The organism is Clostridium sp. LBM24168 (genome assembly GCF_052953915.1).
The window spans coordinates 956122-974375 of record NZ_CP196861.1 but is presented as its reverse complement, the minus strand read 5'-3'; the positions used below and the strand labels follow the sequence as shown (position 1 = coordinate 974375).

General features: G+C 33.3%; 15 protein-coding genes. 2 read left to right on the top strand and 13 right to left on the bottom strand.

The window, feature by feature from the left end; translation table 11 throughout:
- Positions 1-30 precede the first annotated feature (30 nt).
- From ACSVC9_RS04715 to ACSVC9_RS04700, 4 genes are all read right to left on the bottom strand, one after another.
- Positions 31-732, bottom strand: coding sequence for a response regulator transcription factor (locus ACSVC9_RS04715; protein ID WP_446899201.1), 702 nt, complete (start codon positions 730-732; stop codon positions 31-33).
- A gap of 12 nt (positions 733-744) precedes the next feature.
- Complete coding sequence (locus ACSVC9_RS04710) at positions 745-1599, bottom strand: sensor histidine kinase (protein ID WP_446899200.1); 855 nt, start codon at positions 1597-1599, stop codon at positions 745-747.
- A 111-nt stretch (positions 1600-1710) separates the two neighbouring features.
- A complete protein-coding gene (locus ACSVC9_RS04705; RefSeq protein WP_446899199.1) occupies positions 1711-2493 on the bottom strand; it encodes a hypothetical protein in 783 nt (260 codons plus the stop codon).
- Entirely contained in the window at positions 2494-3186 is a 693-nt protein-coding gene (locus ACSVC9_RS04700) for an ABC transporter ATP-binding protein (RefSeq protein WP_446899198.1), read from the bottom strand.
- A 132-nt stretch (positions 3187-3318) separates the two neighbouring features.
- Here ACSVC9_RS04700 and lepB point away from each other — a divergent pair, with 132 nt between their 5' ends.
- Positions 3319-3852, top strand: coding sequence for a signal peptidase I (lepB, locus tag ACSVC9_RS04695; RefSeq protein ID WP_446899803.1), 534 nt, complete (start codon positions 3319-3321; stop codon positions 3850-3852).
- Between the two features lie 64 nt (positions 3853-3916).
- Here lepB and ACSVC9_RS04690 read toward each other — a convergent pair whose 3' ends face one another.
- From ACSVC9_RS04690 to ACSVC9_RS04655, 8 genes are all read right to left on the bottom strand, one after another.
- On the bottom strand, positions 3917-5593 hold the full coding sequence (locus ACSVC9_RS04690) for an ABC transporter ATP-binding protein (protein ID WP_446899802.1): 1677 nt from the start codon (positions 5591-5593) through the stop codon (positions 3917-3919).
- 46 nt (positions 5594-5639) lie between these two features.
- Positions 5640-7421 carry an ABC transporter ATP-binding protein gene (locus tag ACSVC9_RS04685; protein ID WP_446899197.1) on the bottom strand — a complete coding sequence of 594 codons (1782 nt, stop codon included), beginning with the start codon at positions 7419-7421 and terminating at the stop codon, positions 5640-5642.
- 107 nt (positions 7422-7528) lie between these two features.
- The gene (locus ACSVC9_RS04680; protein WP_446899196.1) at positions 7529-8488 is read right to left on the bottom strand and encodes a helix-turn-helix domain-containing protein; all 960 of its coding nucleotides are present in this window, start codon (positions 8486-8488) and stop codon (positions 7529-7531) included.
- A 221-nt stretch (positions 8489-8709) separates the two neighbouring features.
- Positions 8710-10845, bottom strand: coding sequence for an HAD-IC family P-type ATPase (locus tag ACSVC9_RS04675; RefSeq protein WP_446899195.1), 2136 nt, complete (start codon positions 10843-10845; stop codon positions 8710-8712).
- 122 nt (positions 10846-10967) lie between these two features.
- Complete coding sequence (locus tag ACSVC9_RS04670) at positions 10968-11234, bottom strand: hypothetical protein (RefSeq protein ID WP_446899194.1); 267 nt, start codon at positions 11232-11234, stop codon at positions 10968-10970.
- 25 nt (positions 11235-11259) lie between these two features.
- Positions 11260-12549 (bottom strand): HMA2 domain-containing protein, encoded by a 1290-nt coding sequence (locus ACSVC9_RS04665; RefSeq protein ID WP_446899193.1) that lies wholly within the window; start codon positions 12547-12549, stop codon positions 11260-11262.
- 8 nt (positions 12550-12557) lie between these two features.
- On the bottom strand, positions 12558-12956 hold the full coding sequence (locus ACSVC9_RS04660; protein WP_446899192.1) for a hypothetical protein: 399 nt from the start codon (positions 12954-12956) through the stop codon (positions 12558-12560).
- 224 nt (positions 12957-13180) lie between these two features.
- Positions 13181-13822, bottom strand: coding sequence for a hypothetical protein (locus tag ACSVC9_RS04655; RefSeq protein ID WP_446899191.1), 642 nt, complete (start codon positions 13820-13822; stop codon positions 13181-13183).
- A 466-nt stretch (positions 13823-14288) separates the two neighbouring features.
- Here ACSVC9_RS04655 and ACSVC9_RS04650 point away from each other — a divergent pair, with 466 nt between their 5' ends.
- Entirely contained in the window at positions 14289-17279 is a 2991-nt protein-coding gene (locus ACSVC9_RS04650; RefSeq protein ID WP_446899190.1) for an HAD-IC family P-type ATPase, read from the top strand.
- Between the two features lie 47 nt (positions 17280-17326).
- On the opposite strand, the gene ACSVC9_RS04645 is transcribed toward ACSVC9_RS04650, so the two are convergent.
- On the bottom strand, positions 17327-18235 hold the full coding sequence (locus ACSVC9_RS04645; protein WP_446899189.1) for a sensor histidine kinase: 909 nt from the start codon (positions 18233-18235) through the stop codon (positions 17327-17329).
- Positions 18236-18254: the final 19 nt, after the last annotated feature.

Here is an 18254-nt window from a genome sequence, read left to right as displayed (position 1 = left end):
TTTAAAATTGCTTGCACCTTAACTCTCCCTCTATTCAGCATTCAATTTATAACCTATCCCCCAGATGGTCTGTATGTAATTCCTGCTTCCCCCTGAATTTGACAATTTATTTCTCAAATTGCTTATATGCACGGTGAGAGTATTATCATCACATAAATAGCTGTCTCCCCACACACTCTCAAATAAGTTTGCTTTTGAAAACACTTTCTTAGGATGGTTCATCAAAAGTTTTAAAATTTCAAATTCCCTCGTAGTTAAATCTATAGATGAATTATTCACACATACTTCTCTAGTATCCTTATTCAAGGAAATTTCTCCACACTTTATTATATTTTCTCTTGGAATTTCACTTGAAAAATTCATATATCTTCTCAGATTCGATTCTATCCGTGCAGACACTTCTTCCATATTAAAAGGCTTGGTTATAAAATCATCTGCACCTATTTTCAAGGTTTTTACTCTAATATCAATATCCTCCCTGGCTGAAATTACTATAACGGGTATATTGCTGTTTTCACGCAATTTAAGTAACAATTCCTCACCATTCATTCCCGGAAGCATCAAATCAAGCAGAACCATATTACAGCTTCCTTCATTTATATATATCAAAGCTTCCGTTCCTGAATAAGCAGCTTTTGAAGTATATCCTTTTATCTCAAGCATATCACACAATAATTTATTTATATCTACGTCATCTTCGACTACTAAAATCTTAATATTACCCTTCTTCATTTCTTCTTCCCTCTATTTTTTTATCAGTTTCCACTTACAAAAAATATATAAAATATTTTTATCCAATCTAGCATAAATCAATCCATTCATCTTGTCCATAAGACTTTTTGCAATAGCCAATCCAAGACCTGCATTCATTCCATATGACCTTGAAGGATCAGACTTGTAAAATCTGTTAAAGAGAAGATTTACATCATGAACATTCAAATTTTTAGTTGTATTTGAAGTTATTACAACTGCAAATTCCCCGTCTTTCTTTAAAGTTATAGAAACCTTCCCCTGTGCATGTTCTATAATATTTGAAATTAAATTTTGAATCACACGTTTTGAAGCAGCTTTGTTTGCCACAACAATCATATCTTCATCAGGTAAATTTATTTCTGGAACTATTTCCTTGTTCACAAAACTATCATAGAAAGCTGTTATAACTTCACACAATATGTTATTTAAATTTACATAGTCCAGTTCAATATTATACTCTGGAGACTCTATAATTGAAAGTTCAAAGAAATTATTCAATAATTCTTTAAGAAAATATGCTCTTTTCAGAGCTATATCAATATATTCACATTGTTTTTCAAGAACTACTTTTCCAGATTTTATCATTTCCAAATATCCAATTATAGAAGTCAATGGTGTACGCAAATCATGGGATATACTTGCTATGGATTTTCTTATATCATATTCTGTTTGTTTCTGAATAGCCTTATCCCGTATATTGATATCAATATGTTTATTTATACATTCTGCCAAATTTTCAATATCACTATCAAATAACTTAACATCTATTTTCTTATGTAATTTTAAATCATTATAATCATTAAGTTGATTCATGATATTTCTAATCTCAACTTTAACAAAAACCAAGCGAGCAAGTAAAATAACAGAAAAGACAGTCAAAACCAATATCAGAAAATTCACTTACTTACTCATTCCCCTCAAAATGTTTTATATCTTAATTATAATCCAAAATTAATACTACTTTCCTGGTACTTCATATTTTTTTGAATTAAAAATAAATGTTATGACAGCATAGCCAAATATATATGTCAAAAAATTATAAATTATATTGTTCCAGTATATACTTTTGGAGATATCATCAAGATGTCTGTCAGACTGCACTAAAATCGAAACCATTCCTGCCGACTGCTTAAATGCTTCCTGGGACGTAGTCCCTATAGAATAAAATACTTTTCCCTGCCCAGCTAAATTTGATTTCATTATAAAATACAGCCCTAACGTGATACACAGTAGTACTACAGCAATTACAACGATTCCCAGGTATTTCTTTCTTACAAGTTTACTAAGAGCTATAGAGACTCCAATTATAACCGGGCCACTTATAAATCCGATAAATCTTGCAGATATGAAATATACAACTCCGCTTGCCGGACTAGTTGAATTGAGTATCCTTGCATGATAAATTCCATTCAGACTAAATAACTCAAATATAAGACATGTTGACCACATAAGCATAAGTCCTATAGAAAACACGGTTGACTTTATTAAAAACTTTGTCGAAGTCTTTATAGGTATCATATGAAACATAACATCTTTTCCCGTGTAAAAATTATTATACAGGTCAATAAAAATATACATTGAAATCACAATCCATACAACTGCACTCAACTGCAAGTGAATATCTATATATTTATTGTAGTCGGCAAGTACAAATATGCCTAAAACTGTCTCAATCAATATGAGAATAAAAAATATTTGAAAATGTTTTTTAATTTCAAGCTTGAAAAATGAAAAGAACATTTATATTACCTCCTTAAAAATTTCCTCAATGGACTTTTTATACTTTGCTTTAAGAACTTGTACATCATCATGAATCAGAATTCTGCCTTCATTTATAAATACAACTTCATCAAAAAGCCTTTCTACATCATTTATAAGGTGAGTACTCAAAATAATTGAACTACTACTATCAAAATTATCTCTTATGCTGTTAATTATTTTTTCTCTCATGGACGGATCGACTGCTGCAAGTGGCTCATCAAATAAAAAAAGCTTTGCCTTTCTTGAAAATATCAAGGATATATTCAGTTTTTCCTGCATACCTTTTGACAGGGTACGTATCTTTAAATTTAAATCAAGTCCCAAATCAGTTACCATTCTAGTTGCCTTGTCATAATCAAAGTCCTCAAAGAAATTCCTGAAAAATTCAAGGGATTCACCTATGGTCATCCAGTTATATAAAAAATCTCTATCAGGCAAATATGAAACTATTTTTTTAGTCTTAATCCCGGGAAGCTTACCATCAATCATAACATTCCCATCGTCACAGCTTAAAAGTGAGGCTGCTATTTTTATAAATGTAGTTTTACCTGCCCCATTTGGCCCCAAAAGTCCGACTATCTTTCCCTTTTTTATTTTTAAATTTAAATTGTCCAGAACTATCTTACTACCATATGTTTTGGTCAAATTGCTACACTGTAATATATAATCCATTTTAAATCTCCTTCATAACTTTTTGATTTCATCATAATTATAAAACTCACTTTCTAAGCAGTTGTGAAGAATTTCCTAAGAAAATCTTAATATTTGTGTTATAATGAAAACATATTGAAGGGATGCGATATTATAGAAAATAAAGGATCTTTTAAGAAATTCACGGAATATGCCTTTCCCATTATTCTGGCTATTGGATTGGCTTTTATATGCAGAAGTTATGTTTTTGCCCGGACCGATGTAATAGGACCTTCCATGCAGCCGACTTTTAGTGATAAGGATATTGTATTTATGGAGAAGATAAGCACTGAAACAGGACATATAAATAGAGGTGAAATTGTTGTTTTCAATTCTCATGACGAGAATGAGGACAACTATATAAAAAGGGTTATAGGAATACCTGGAGATAAGATTGAGATAATGTCTGGAAAGGTGTATTTAAATGGAAAAATTCTCGCTGAAAATTATCTTCCAGAAGGAGTTATCACTGAATCCAATTCAGCTGTTACGAAGTATGTTGTACCCGAGGGTTATATTTTTGTACTTGGAGATAATAGACAAAATAGTACTGACAGCAGAATAATAGGGCCTGTAAATTTAAAGGACGTTAAGGGACATGTAATTCTAAGGGTGTATCCTTTTGATAATATAAACTATTTCAAATAATTACAAAACACAAAAACGCTATTCGATTAATATCAATCAAATAGCGTTCTAAAATATATATCATTTATAACTTCCAGGAAGCGGCCTCCATTTGTATTACAGCCATATGCCTGTATATTCCATTTCTTCCGGACAGCTCGCCTGGTGCACCCTGTTCAGCTACAACTCCATCTTTCAACACTATAATTTTATCAGCACCTGCTACCGCTCTCATTCTATGTGCAATAACAAGCACCGTCTTATTTTTGATAAGCCTGGATAATGATTCCTGTATCATGGTTTCATTTTCTACATCCAATGAAGCTGTAGCTTCATCAAGCAATATAATAGGCGCATCCTTCAAGAATGCCCTGGCAATGGATATCCTCTGACGCTCACCTCCGGAAAGTTCAGAACCATTCTCACCAATTAGAGTATTCCACCCTTGTGGTAGTTTTTCTACAAACTCATTACAATGTGCCAGCTTTGCTGCCTGTATAACTTGCTCATCTGAAGCATCTTTTCGTCCAATACGTATGTTTTCCATTATAGAATTATTAAATAAGGTGACATCCTGAAAAACAACAGCATATAGAGACATGAGGGTTTCTGGATCGATTTTTGAAATATCCATTCCCCCAACAGTAATCTTACCTCTGCTGATATCCCAGAAGCGTAGAGCCAATCGTGATACGGTAGTTTTTCCACCTCCAGACGGGCCAATCAGTGCAGTAACTTCCCCTTGTTTGGCAGTGAATGATACATCCTCAAGTACAGTTTCATTGCCATTATAGGCAAATGCAACTCGATCAAATACTATGTCACAGCCTTTATTCGTAAGATTTTTTGATCCAGTCTGCATTTCATGTCCAAGAATTTCATTCATACGCTGACACTGGATATCGGCGGAAATAATTGCTGCCAGATTCTGCAGTGACATCTGCATAGGATCGTATAACCTTGATACCAAAAGTAAGAACATGAAAAATGTCAAAACATCCAGACTTCCATTTACAAGAAGCATTCCACCGACCAATGCAACTGTGGCAATTCCAAGTTTTAGAACCATCTGTGCAGCTACAACAAAAACAGCAGTTCCAAGTTCTGTAACAATTGCACGTTTTTCAACAGCTTTAATTTTTATATCCAGCTCATTCATATATGCCCTTTCTGCATTGTTTGCCTTAAGATCCCTCAAAGATTCCAGGCACTCCTGGATTCCGTCCGCACAAGCCATCTTTACTTTCATCTGCTTTTTCCCCAGATTATGCTGCACTCTTGATGAAAAGAAGACAATTATAAAGGAAACAGGAAGTACCCACAGTGCTGCAATGGCCATACGCCAGTCAAAGAAAAACAAACTCAGGGAGATGATAAAAGTTGAAATAATAGAACCGACAAGCTCCGGTATCCAGTGAGATGATGCTGTTTCTAATGTGGAACAATCCGCCATAATAGTACTTGTCAAATCAGATAAATCTTTCTTTCCGAAGAAAGAAAGTGGAAGCTTTCGCAATTTCTCAGCAAGTGATATTCTCCTGACACCACTCTCCAGGTATGTTGCAAAAAACGTTGAATTATATTGAAAATATGTTATGACAAATATGAATACAAGGCACACTGCAATTCCAAATACATAAAGTGAAATATGTCCACCTTCAATATTTCTATCCATTAAGTCATAAACCAGATAATAAAGAAGACCTACAGGCAGTATAAGTACAATATTGGATAATGTGCATGCAGAAAATGCCTTTATCATATCTTGTGCGCCTTTTTCAGAAAGGGCATATTTACGTTTTAGTTTTTCAACTAATCTCACTTTGTACACCAACCTTCCATTTTACAGCACTGTTATACTCACTCCACATATGTGCATATAATCCTCGCTGTCCTATTAATTCAGAATGACTTCCAGATTCACATATTTCCCCATTTCTCATCACATAAATACAGTCCGCCCTTATTACAGTAGATAACCTATGTGCTATCATAATTACTGTTTTTCCCATTGACAAGGTTGAAAATGCGGCCTGAACCTTCGATTCATTGTCGGGATCGGCAAATGCTGTCGCCTCATCAAGTATGAGAATTGGTGCATCTTTAAGCATCGCCCTTGCAATGGAAATACGCTGCTCTTCTCCGCCTGAAAGATAATTTCCATTTGTTCCAATTATGGTGTCTATTCCGTCTGAAAGTTTTTCTATAATGTCATCACATCTGGCATCCTTCAAAGCTTTAAGTACTTCCCTCCGTGTTGCATCCGGTCTGGCAAGACGGACATTCTCCAAAACTGACATTTTTAAAAGCCTGCTGTTTTGAAAAACGAAAGAAACATTATTCATCAATTCTTCTTTGGATATATTTTTTACATTCACTCCCCCTATTGTAATCCTGCCACTGTCAACATCCCAGAAACGCGGTATCAAGCTTGCCAAAGTTGTTTTTCCGCCGCCGGAGGGTCCCACAAAAGCCACATGCTGACCTGAAGCAATATTGAATGAAACATGCTTCAATGCATTTTCCTCTGCACCTTTATAGCGAAATGACACATCATGAAATGCAACCGAATTGTCACGTGGATATTCATGTACTTCACTATCATGCAATGGTTTCATCTTCATTATGCTGTCGATTCTCTCCATTGCATCCTGAACAATCATGATATTTTCACTTGAATACATGATCTTGTTCAAAGTAACTGTTATAATAGGTGTGATGATTATATAGAACATCAGATTCAACAGGAACTCACCAGTGACCCCATCCGATGTAAAAAATAAGGCCGCCGATATCAGCACGGCAAAGACAGCATTGATAGCTGTGGTATAGAACATCATCGGCAGACGCAAGTCTTTTGTATAGGAAATCACCCATTTTTGATAATTATCAATTGATGCTTTAAATCGCTTAAAGGAAAAAACAGATTGTCCGAATGTTTTTAATACCGATATTCCCCTGACGTATTCAACTGCCTCATTTGACATTTGCTCTAACGAATTCTGGTACTCCTTCATTTTTTGCTTCATTCTGCTTCCGGTCATTACAGACATGATTCCAAAAGCAATTACAACTGGTATCAAGCTCAGAATACCAAGTCTCCAGTCAAATACCAAAAGCATTGCGAGAAGACCAACTGGTGCAGCCATGGCACCTGCACGATCAGGCAATTGATGGGCCAGATAAGTTTCCGTGGCTGCACTGGACTCATTTACAATTCTCCTTATCTTTCCGCTTCCAATATCATCCATAAACCCTAAAGGCAGTGTACTAATATGCTGCATGGCCCTGGATCTTATATTGGCCTGAACCCGAAATGCAGCAATATGGGAGCACATTAAAGCAGCTACATAAACAAGTATGGACAAAGCAGAAAAAATTACAGCCATCCAGCCATACTGCACCAGGTTGTTCGAATAGCTGAAATTTGGGGCAGCCTCCAAAACTTCCTTGATAATCCTCCATATATAAATAAATGGTATCAACGCCACAAGTGCACTTGCTGCAGACAATACCCATGAGGCCATTGTCAAGTATCTGAATTTTCCCGCATATTCAAATAGATTTGACATGATAGATTTTTTCTCCATCTCAAACTCCCCTTTCCTGTAATTCTTGAAGTACATTCCCTGTTACACAATTTATTCTAATTTATTATGTATTTACTTTCTACTCTATCTAGACTCCAGTACTCCATTTAGACATCTTTTCGATATATGCTCGGATTTATGCCAATCACTTTTTTAAACGCCTTGGAAAATTTACTTGCATTGCTATATCCAAGACATGCTGCAATTTCATTGATTCCCCTGCCTGTGCTTTTAAGAAGTTCCACTGCTTTCTGCATTTTATATGTTCTTATAAAAGAATATATACTGTCTCCGTACATTTCTTTAAATACAAGCTTCATGGTTGTAAGGGGAATTTTGAATTGTGCCGACAGTTCATCCAAAGTGATTTTTTCAGAAAGATTTATTGTTAAATAATTTTTTATTTTCTTCACTGTATCCACCTGCTTTTTCGGGTAGTAACGTTTGCTCTGCTTCAATTCTTCTTCTCCCAAACTGCTTAAAAAAAGAAGAATTTCCAAAACCTTTACCTTATAATATCCTTTTCTTATCTCCTCAGCCACTGAATACAGTTCAGAAAAAATATGACGTATACTTCTATTTTCTCTTATTATTAAAAACTCTTCATTATTTTCAAAAAATTTACTCTTCAATTTTGATAAATCAACTGAAACTTCATCCAAAATACAAGACAAACACTCCGATACTTTATCAAAATCCAGAGCAACAGTGATTCCGTGAAAATGATTCAGCGGAAAATAGGAACTATTATCCACACTGAATTTACGATTTATTGCAAGACTGCCATTGGAAAGATATAGATACTCGCCTTTTCTGCTCTCACACTCAATTATCCCTTCTCTGCAGTGATTGATTTCCAAAATATTTTTTGGTGGATCTACATCAACGCTTACAAATTGTGCATGAACGTCATTATAAATCAATTCAATGCCCGGGAATACCGAATAACTCGTCATAACAGCATCACCTGTAGAATTATCGATTCTATAAATCGTACAATCTTCATCCTTTTTAACTACATATACCTGACTTCCATATAATTGTTTATCTCTATCTGTTACATGCACAATATCACCTCACATATAAATTATACCTATAGACTGATAATGAGAACTATTATCAGTCTATAGGTATAATAATACTATTCATATTCCAAACAGTCAATTATAAAAAGGCCTCCATGATTTTTATAGTTTTAATTATAGTACAGTTTTTCTTTGAAGGTAAGCAGTAATCGCTTGCAAATCTTATATTCATATTTATTAACTCTTTATAGTTAAAATTGAACTTACTTCAATCTTTTTGGCCTCAACCTGACTCTTTCATTCATAGCTAAAATCAAAATAGAATTTATTGTATCTATTAATTTTGCAGCAAATGTATCGAAGCTTCCCAAAAAGGCAAGGGTTCCAAAAAAAACATTAAATAAGTTTGCCATGGCAATATTTTGCTGTATAGTACTATATGCATTCCGAGACAGTATTATTAAATCATTTAATTTCCCAATATCTTCATCAAAAATAATGCAGTCTGAATTAAATTTAATCTCATCACTGGAATAATTTTTAAAACTCACACTTACATCTGCAGTTCTCATAGGTAGAATGTCATTTATCCCGTCTCCTACCATCATAACAGGCCCATCAGATTTTTGATTCAATACAATTTCAAGCTTTTGCTCACTACTGCAATCAGTATAAACATTCTTTATTCCCAATTTATCAGCAATATATCTGCCCTTCCTCCCACAGTCACCTGTCGCCAGAGATATATTATCTATGTGACTGGATCGAAGTCTGTCAATCAGCTCAGGAGTGCCTTTCCTTATATTTTCCTGCATTACAATAATACCAACTACCACCTCATCCACACTTACAAGCATGGGATTGTAAAGTTTATCCTCATAATATAAGTACTTTTCCACCACATTATCTAAAGATATGTTATTTTCTTTAAGAAAATCATCATTTCCAATTAATAATCTATGATTATTGTACTTTGTGCTTATTCCCTTTGAAGGCACTAAAATTATATTTTTCAGTTTTGCCATACTACTATTTAAGTTTGTTTTCCTTAATATATTTGTAGAGGTATCCGAGATTTTCTTGAAGCTGTCGTCTTCACAGGCAGTACACATTCTCAGCAAGTCTTTCTCTTTATAATTTTCACTAAAAGATTCAATATGGGTAATATCCATGTTTTTATAAGTAAGAGTTCCTGTTTTATCAAAAATAATACTATTTGTATTTACAATTTTTTCAATAGTATTAGGATTTTTCAAGTATATGTTATACTCACTCAGCAAATGTACATAATTTTTTATTGCCGTGCCCAGTGCCAATTCCGAGGATGCTGGACACAAAACCAATATTATTGATAATGCATTCAATATATCTCCCATAAATACATAATTTAAAGCCGATAATAGCACTGCAACAGCCATTACCTTTTTCTCATATTTTACGGCCTTTTTTCTCAAGTGCAATCTATCAACAGAAACATCCTCCTTGTTAAGAGGTTCAGCCAATCTCAATATACGTATTTTCAACTCTCCAGACATGACGATAATTCCTTCATATACTTTGCTCCCTTTTTCCGCTAAGGAAATCAAAGGCTGCCCTGTATAGTAAAAATCATTTATTGCAGCCCTTCCCTCTAGAACTTTTCCATCTACAGGTACAACTTCCCCCTTATGGACCAATATAGTATCTCCCACTTCCAATGATTTTACTAAAGTAAGCACTTCATCACCATTTTCTGCAGACATCCAGGCTGTACCAGGAGGTCTAACTATACTCTTTCTCAATATGTACTGACATTTCAAATCTGCAGATGTCTTTATATAATCCGTAAAATCAGTAAGTAAAATTAAAAACAAACCCTCTGTACTCTCTCTGGAAATAGTTAGAATCAGACCTGTCAATTTCAGTAGGACATCCGGATGGGGATATATGCGTCCTGCAAGCCTGTTATAAACATTTCTAAGCATGGAATATCCGCCTACTATTGCTATAATAGACGCTGCTTCCACCAGTGCAAGGCTCCCACTTAAAAAAAATTTCCCGAATATCAGTTGTTTGGTTTTAAAAAATATATATACTAGAGTAGATCTTATAAAGTTATTTTTAACGAGCTCCCTTTTATGTTTAGTATCATAGTATAAATCGTAGGAACTAAAAACTTCAGCATTATAATCTATTTCAGACGTCAGTGTCTTCTCAATACTGCTTTTGATTGATTTGAAATTGGTCTTAGATTCATCATACAAAACTAGTATAGTTCCAATATTATAATTTACTTTGCTATATTTTACTCCATATAATCCTTCTATATATATATCAATATATTTTGCCAATCCTTTGTTTAAATATGTCTCATCACATTTAAGTCTTACTCTTCCAGGTAGAACACTTAATTCCCTCAACTTTAAAATTCAGCCTCCTTACTGGGTATTTAAAGACTGTCAACTTTTATAATCAGCCTTTATCCAAAGGTTCGGATGGAGAAAAGTATTTCTTATGAGCAAACTCCATGTGAACCTAAGAATCATTTGATTAATTTCTTAAACATCAGTGACCTTATTATACGCTTATATAGTTTCTTATTATCTATTCTTTGACATTCTCTAAAAAAGAAATCGTCTAAAGCTGCTATGGATTGAGACCATAGTGCCAGTATTTTTTCCTCAGAAGATGGACTATTTTTAATTTCTTCTAAGCTAAAAATCAATAAGTCCTGTAAAACCTCCTCAGCTCTATTTAAACTGTCATCTATCAAAATTACATTAGCTGAAGCGTCTTTATTGTTTTCCATTGTAAAACTCCTTGTATACAATATTTTAATCTTTCAAGCAATTATATCTGGTATCAGATAATATATTAAAATTTTTATAAGAGTTAAATCTTAATTTTAAAGTTAGCATCATAAGCAAAGTATTTAAAATGTAGTAAATTACAGAATATAATGGAGTCAAATAATTTAATACTGCAAGAAGCATTCCAAATACATTTAATGTAATTGCAATATTTTCAGTCTGAACATTTACTTCCCTGCAAAAATAAGCTAGTTTTATCAACAAAGGTAATTTATTCACATCAGAATAGTGCAAATTGAAGTCTGCTTTTAAGAAACTCAATTTATCATTTCTATATAAGCATATAATGGAATCAATACACAGCTCCCTCAATTCACTTTCAAATAACCTGTCTGTAGTTATTAAAACTGTATTATTATCCTCCAATTTATCTATTATCAAAGGATCCTTCTTCTTTTTCAGATCATTTTTATCCAGTATTTCTATTCCCAACAAGTAACCAATATAATTTGTGATACTGTTCTCACTGCTTCCAATTATAAATATATTATTGATGCCAAGCATACGTATATTATTCACAACCAGCTTCATGTTTTCGTCAACCGGGTTATCCAATTTTCCCAATATCACCAGCTTTTGTATATCATATTTATTCAAATTCATATCATACATCTTATTCTTTATAAATTTGCTTTTAAAAACTTCATCTTCTATTAACAAAGCATTTATACTTTCAAGAAAACTCAAAGAGGTACTATCTTTCATATATATTTTTTCAATATTCAATTTGTCAGATACATAGTAATAGGAGACCTCTCTCAAGGCAAATAAAATTACCGGATATCCCAATATAAATACAGAAATAGCATTGGCAATATTACCCGTAAGTAAAAATACAACAGCGGATACAGCTATTGAAATTTTAAATAGCTTACCTGAAATACCATATTCGTTTTTATATACTCTCTTCGAATATTTTTTTTTAAATAAAACTAAGGGATTTACTCCATCAATAAAAATTTTAAGCAAAGATGACTTATGATTATTTTCGGCAGTCGTTACTTCCTGACTATTAAAAGCCTTTTTTATTATAATCAATACTCTATCCTCATCAAATTCATCAGTATTATAATATACAAGAACGTTTCCAGTAAATTTATTTACATTCGCTGACAGTATACCGCTGTACCTATTCAGTTTACTTCTCACTTTAAGTACCTTTTCGTCATTTCTGAGCAGACCCTTTATATTAACTCTGATTCTTCCCGGAAGTGATGACATAATTTTTATTATATTAATTCTTAAATCATACATTTCATGTTCTATGCCTCATCCATGGAAACCTTACGTTTTCTTTTTCTTTGATATTGAGCCTCTGCAACTATATCCTCAAATCCCTCTTTTGCTCCACAGGCTAATTCAGTGGTTTTGTCTATTACTGCAAGAACTGAACCTACAGCACCCACTGTCAGCTTTCGCAGAGGATTGAAAAATGTTTTCCCTGCTGAAAAATCTGTTTTTTCGTCATCCGTTCCTCTATTATTGTCACCAATACTGTCAAGTTTAGCTAATATATCTTCTACATTTTTATTAACCTGTTTAAATCTGTCATTCATGGTTTTAATACTGTTTTTTAAATCGGATTTATCATCTTGCATTTTCTGCATCTGAGTACTTATTTGACTATATTTTTGTTCGAGAGCCTCCAATTTCTGCTGCATTTTTTTTGTAATTCTTCCACATTGGTTTCATTGTTGTCATTATTCATTTTTATATCAACCTCTTTCTAAAATTATAATCAAGTTTATTATTCACAATTTTGTTTTAATAATACATAATTATAACAATTATTTAGAAGTACATGCTAAAATAAAAAAAAAAGCCTTGCCAAAACAAAGTTTCTTTTTATCACCTTCATTAATTCTATTTTAGTCACCAATTATTTTTAAATTACAGTGGAATATGTAGCTTCAATTCGATCTATTGCTGTAATGCAGACTTTGATTAATTCATTTTTTAAACTTAACCTTATATTTGTTAGCAGCCCTTTCATCTGTTTATATATTAACTCTTGATGCTTTCTTTTTTGATTTACCAGGTTATTCTTGTACAATATTTTTCTGCTTGAAATATGTCTTTTCAAAAGTTCATTTACTATATTGTTTCTGCACACTTTATTTAAAGTAAGAGATATACTATAATCCATAATATGCTCACAGATCCCTGTTGTCATTTGAGTAATTTTAGCATTATTGATTGTTTCCTTAAGGAGCCTATCATAGCACTCTTCAACTGATTCTACAGATAAAGCATTAAAATCCAAATTTACCTTATTCTTAATAACTTCCATATTGATCCTGAACAATATAGCCTCTATGCATTTTTTAATCTGGTAGTCTGACAATACTCTCTCTGCGAAGCTCTTTTTCTCCTGCAATATCAAATTATCGACCAATGCTCGAGAATAGACAGATGCTTGTTTCATACATTTAGAAAAAAATATGTTCAATTCTTCTTCTACAAGCAAAATACAGGACATTTCAAGTTTGCTTATATATTCTAGAGAATAAAAATTTGAACCTGCCATAATAACCTCCCTATTATTTTTAAAATTACATATCTATATCAAATAATTTCTAAGTTCAGACGGAGTTTTCTTATAACGGATAGTTTGCCTGCTGATTTCAGGCAGAATAGCTTGTATACAAAATCTAATCTTCTGTTTTAAAAAACTGAATGAATTTCTGCAGCTACCTTGTCATATTACTGATATCGTAATTTTACTGCATATCTTAAATGGAGAAATTCCTTCCAAAACACTTCAAAATTTATAGTTTTATAGATTTGCAAATCTATAAAACTATAAAAATAATAACATAGAAATATTAATAACTAATTATGCATTTGTTAAATTCAGAAATAAAACTAATATTACTCAAAGTTAAGCTGAAAATTGTGTAATAATTTATAACTTTGTTGGAAAACATAATCAAGTAACTTAAAGTAAATAAATTAGTTTAACAACTTATAATTGAGAAAGGTGATGTAACAAAGTGCTTTATTCAAATAATGCTAAAAATCCTATAGATGATTATGACTTTTTATATAAAAGGATAAGAATACCAATTAAATCTATTTACAGAAACCAGCTGGCAGCAAACTCAATAACAAAATACATATTGTCTATAAAAGGAGTAAAATCGACTAAGGCAAATATCATAACCGGTAAAGTATTGATTTTATTTGATGAGGATATAGTATCGGAAAGATACATTGAGAAACAAATCAACATTTATGTGAAAAAATCTAAAGTTAGTCATGATTCCAATGTAATCAAAATCAACAATATAGACAAAGAAATGGCACTACCAATTGAATTTGAAAATGTTAAATCACCAATACACAATAATATAACGTCATCTAAATCTTCAACATCCATCAATGAAGCATCATGGCATACAATGAATAAAAATCAAATTCAAGCTATATTCAATACAAATCTGAAACAGGGTTTAACCAACAAAACGGCATCAAAAAAAATAAAGGAACTCGGCCTAAATGTGCTGTCGAAGAAAAAAAGGACCTCATTAATCTCTAAAATTTTAAAAAGTCTCAGTGATTTTTCAGTAAAATTACTTCTTGGAGTCAGTGCAGTTTCATTTGTTCTCGGTCAGATTCCAGATGCCATAGCTATACTCAGCATAGTATTTATTGAAACTGTACTTGGAACTGCACAGCAGCATAAAGCAGAAAAATCCATGTATTCCCTAAAGGATGTAGTTGTTCACAAAACTAAAGTACTTAGAAACGGAACTGAAACTTATATAGATGCCAAATATTTAGTTACCGGTGATATAATATCGGTTCAAGCAGGAGATAAAATTCCCGCCGATGCCAGAATAATCGAATGTTATGACTTGAAGACCACTGAAGCCTCATTAACCGGCGAATCCACTTCAGTAGCTAAATCCACCGATTTATGCAGCAAATTTACCGAACTTGGCAGCAGACACAATATGCTGTTCATGGGCACCAACGTTATTTGCGGTACAGGTAAAGCAATTGTTGTAGCCACTGGTATGGATACTGAAATAGGGAAAATTGCTGCAATGCTTCAAAATATAAAATCCCAGCCAACTCCCCTTCAGATAAGAATGCAGAATTTCACTACTAAATTGACCAAGATATGTTTGATCTGCTGTGCATTTATCAGTTTCGGCACCCTGCTTGCCGGTAAAAGCCTTATGGAGGTTTTAAACATGTCAGTAAGTTTTTCCATAGGAGCTCTCCCTGAAAGCCTCCCTGCTATTGTAACTGTTGCTATGGCCTTAGGTATGCAGAGAATGAGTAAACACAATGCCATTGTAAGAAAACTTACTTCATTGGAAACCTTAGGCTCTACCAATGTAATTTGTTGTGATAAAACAGGAACTCTTACCATGAACGAAATGACAGTTCGAAAAATTTATACAGATAGATGCCTGTATGATGTAACCGGTTCGGGCTATAATCCGGAAGGCAGTATAAACCTTATTGAAGGAGAACATAAAATAAAATCTGGCCTTCAAAAGCTGCTGACTGCTGGAGTAATCTGTAACAATTCATCTTTATCAAAATGTAACAATAAATGGACTGTAGAGGGAGATCCAACAGAAGGTGCCTTAATAACTGCTGCCCATAAACTGGGATTAGATGAATATACACTCAGAGATCTTAATCGTCGTTTAAAAGAAATTCCCTTTGACAGTTCCAGAAGGTTCATGACCGTAGTAACAGAAAACCAGCAAGGTAAAACTGCCTTTTGTAAAGGGTCACTGGATTGTGTCATTGAAAAATGCAAAACTATTTATGAGAATGGAGTTGAAAGACTTTTAACCTCAACGGATAAAAAAGAGCTTACGTCAATAGCTGATGAAATGGCAGAAAATGCTCTCAGAATTTTGGTCTTTGCATATAAAAAAATCAGTCCCAAGGGTTCTGAAAACGTTAACGATAACTTTGTACTGTTTGGTATAGCAGGAATGGAGGACCCTCCAAAAAAAGGCATCAAAGATTGTATAAAAAAGTGCCACAGGGCAGGTATAAAGGTTGTTATGATTACAGGTGACTATAAAAACACTGCAGCTTCTATAGGAAAAGAACTTGGTCTATTGACAAATGGCTTAGTTATATCAGGAAATGAACTGGATAATATGAAGGATGAAGATTTAGACAGTAAGATTAGAAGTGTACAAATTTTTGCAAGAACTTCTCCGGAACAGAAACATAGAATAGTAAAATCTTTTAAGCGTTTTGGATATGTAGTTGCAATGGCAGGTGATGGAGTTAATGATGCTCCTGCTATTAAAGAAGCTGACATAGGTATAGCTATGGGAAGCAATGGTAGTGATGTAGCCAAGGATGTTGCGTCTATAACTCTTGTTGATGACGATTTCTGTACAATAGTAAAGGCCATTGAAGAAGGAAGAACTGTTAATAATAATATAAAAAATTGTATGAAGTACCTGCTGGCAGGTAATCTTGGTGAAATCCTCGCTATTGCCCTAGCTTCTAGCATGGGAGGAATTTTACCCCTCATTTCTATACAGATACTATGGACTAATTTAATTTCAGAAAGCATCCTTGGTTCTGCCTTAACTGCAGAATCCTCCAGTGATGATGTAATGAATTCGGCTCCATTGAAAAAAGATGCACCTTTAATCAATAGAAAACTAGGACTACAAATTATCAGAAGAGGTGTAGGAATAGGTTTAACTACCTTTGCAATATTCGAGGGATCACTGCTGCTGGGAGCAGGCTTAAATAAGGCTAGAACTTTAGCTTTCTCCAATTTAATCTGTTCACAATTCCTAAATATATATGACTGTAGAGAAAATAAATCTAAACTACCCAACAGGTATATAAATATTGGAGTTGCTTCATCCATGGCTATGCTGCTAGGCATAATATACCTGCCATTTATAAGTACGTACTTTGGAACACAAGCATTAACGGTATTGGATTGGGGAACTATAACAGGAATGTGTATGATTAGTAGAATATAATCCAAACTATATTTTAAATTTAAATTTCCACTGCTTATTTAAGGTAATTAAACTTTAGGGAATAAAACAGATATTGAGAATTTGCTATTATTATAAAAAGCTTCTATTGTTCCATTCAACTGTCTGGTAATTTTCCTAGCTATTGTCAGCCCTAATCCTGTAGTTTTTTTATTTCTAGACTTATCCTTTATGTAAAAACGTTCAAAAATATAATCCAGATCATCTCTGGTCATAGGTTCGCTAAGATTGGAAAAAGTAAACATATAATCACTATCTGATTCCTGAACTTCAAAACAATATTCTCCCCTGCCATGTACAATTGCATTGAAAAGAATATTTGAAAATATTCTTTTCAATCCCTGTTCATCTCCTTGTATTACACAGGGCCTTTCCGGCAAGTGAACAGTTGGCTCCTGGCCCTTTTTATAAAAATCATTATAATACATAACAAGTACATCCATCAAAACTTTTTTTGCGTCCACAGGCACATGTTCATAAGTAATTTCCCCTGACTCAATACGTACATATTCAAACAATTGCTCAAGTAGTATCTTGACCATATTCTGCCGTTCCAATACTATTGCCAGGTACTCTTGCTGTTCTTTATCTGCAGCACTTGTATGGAGCATTTGAACATACCCGCTTGCAGTTGTCAATGGTGTACGTAAATCATGTGAAATATTGATTATACTCTGCCTGAAATTCCTGTTCAGCCTTTTAATTCGTATACGAGACAATCTGATATCTCGCATTAAACTATTGAGATGATTAACCAGATCCGTAATATCCCTTTGTTTTACTGCTACTGTCAGCAGCTGATTGGTATCTGTATTCATAATTTCATTTAATTGTCTCGTAATGTACCTGATATTCATGCGGTAATACAGATGATAAAAAACAAGTATGATAAACATAAATATAAATAAAAAAGTTGTAATTACCCAGATATATTCCATATTGACTCCTTTATATGAA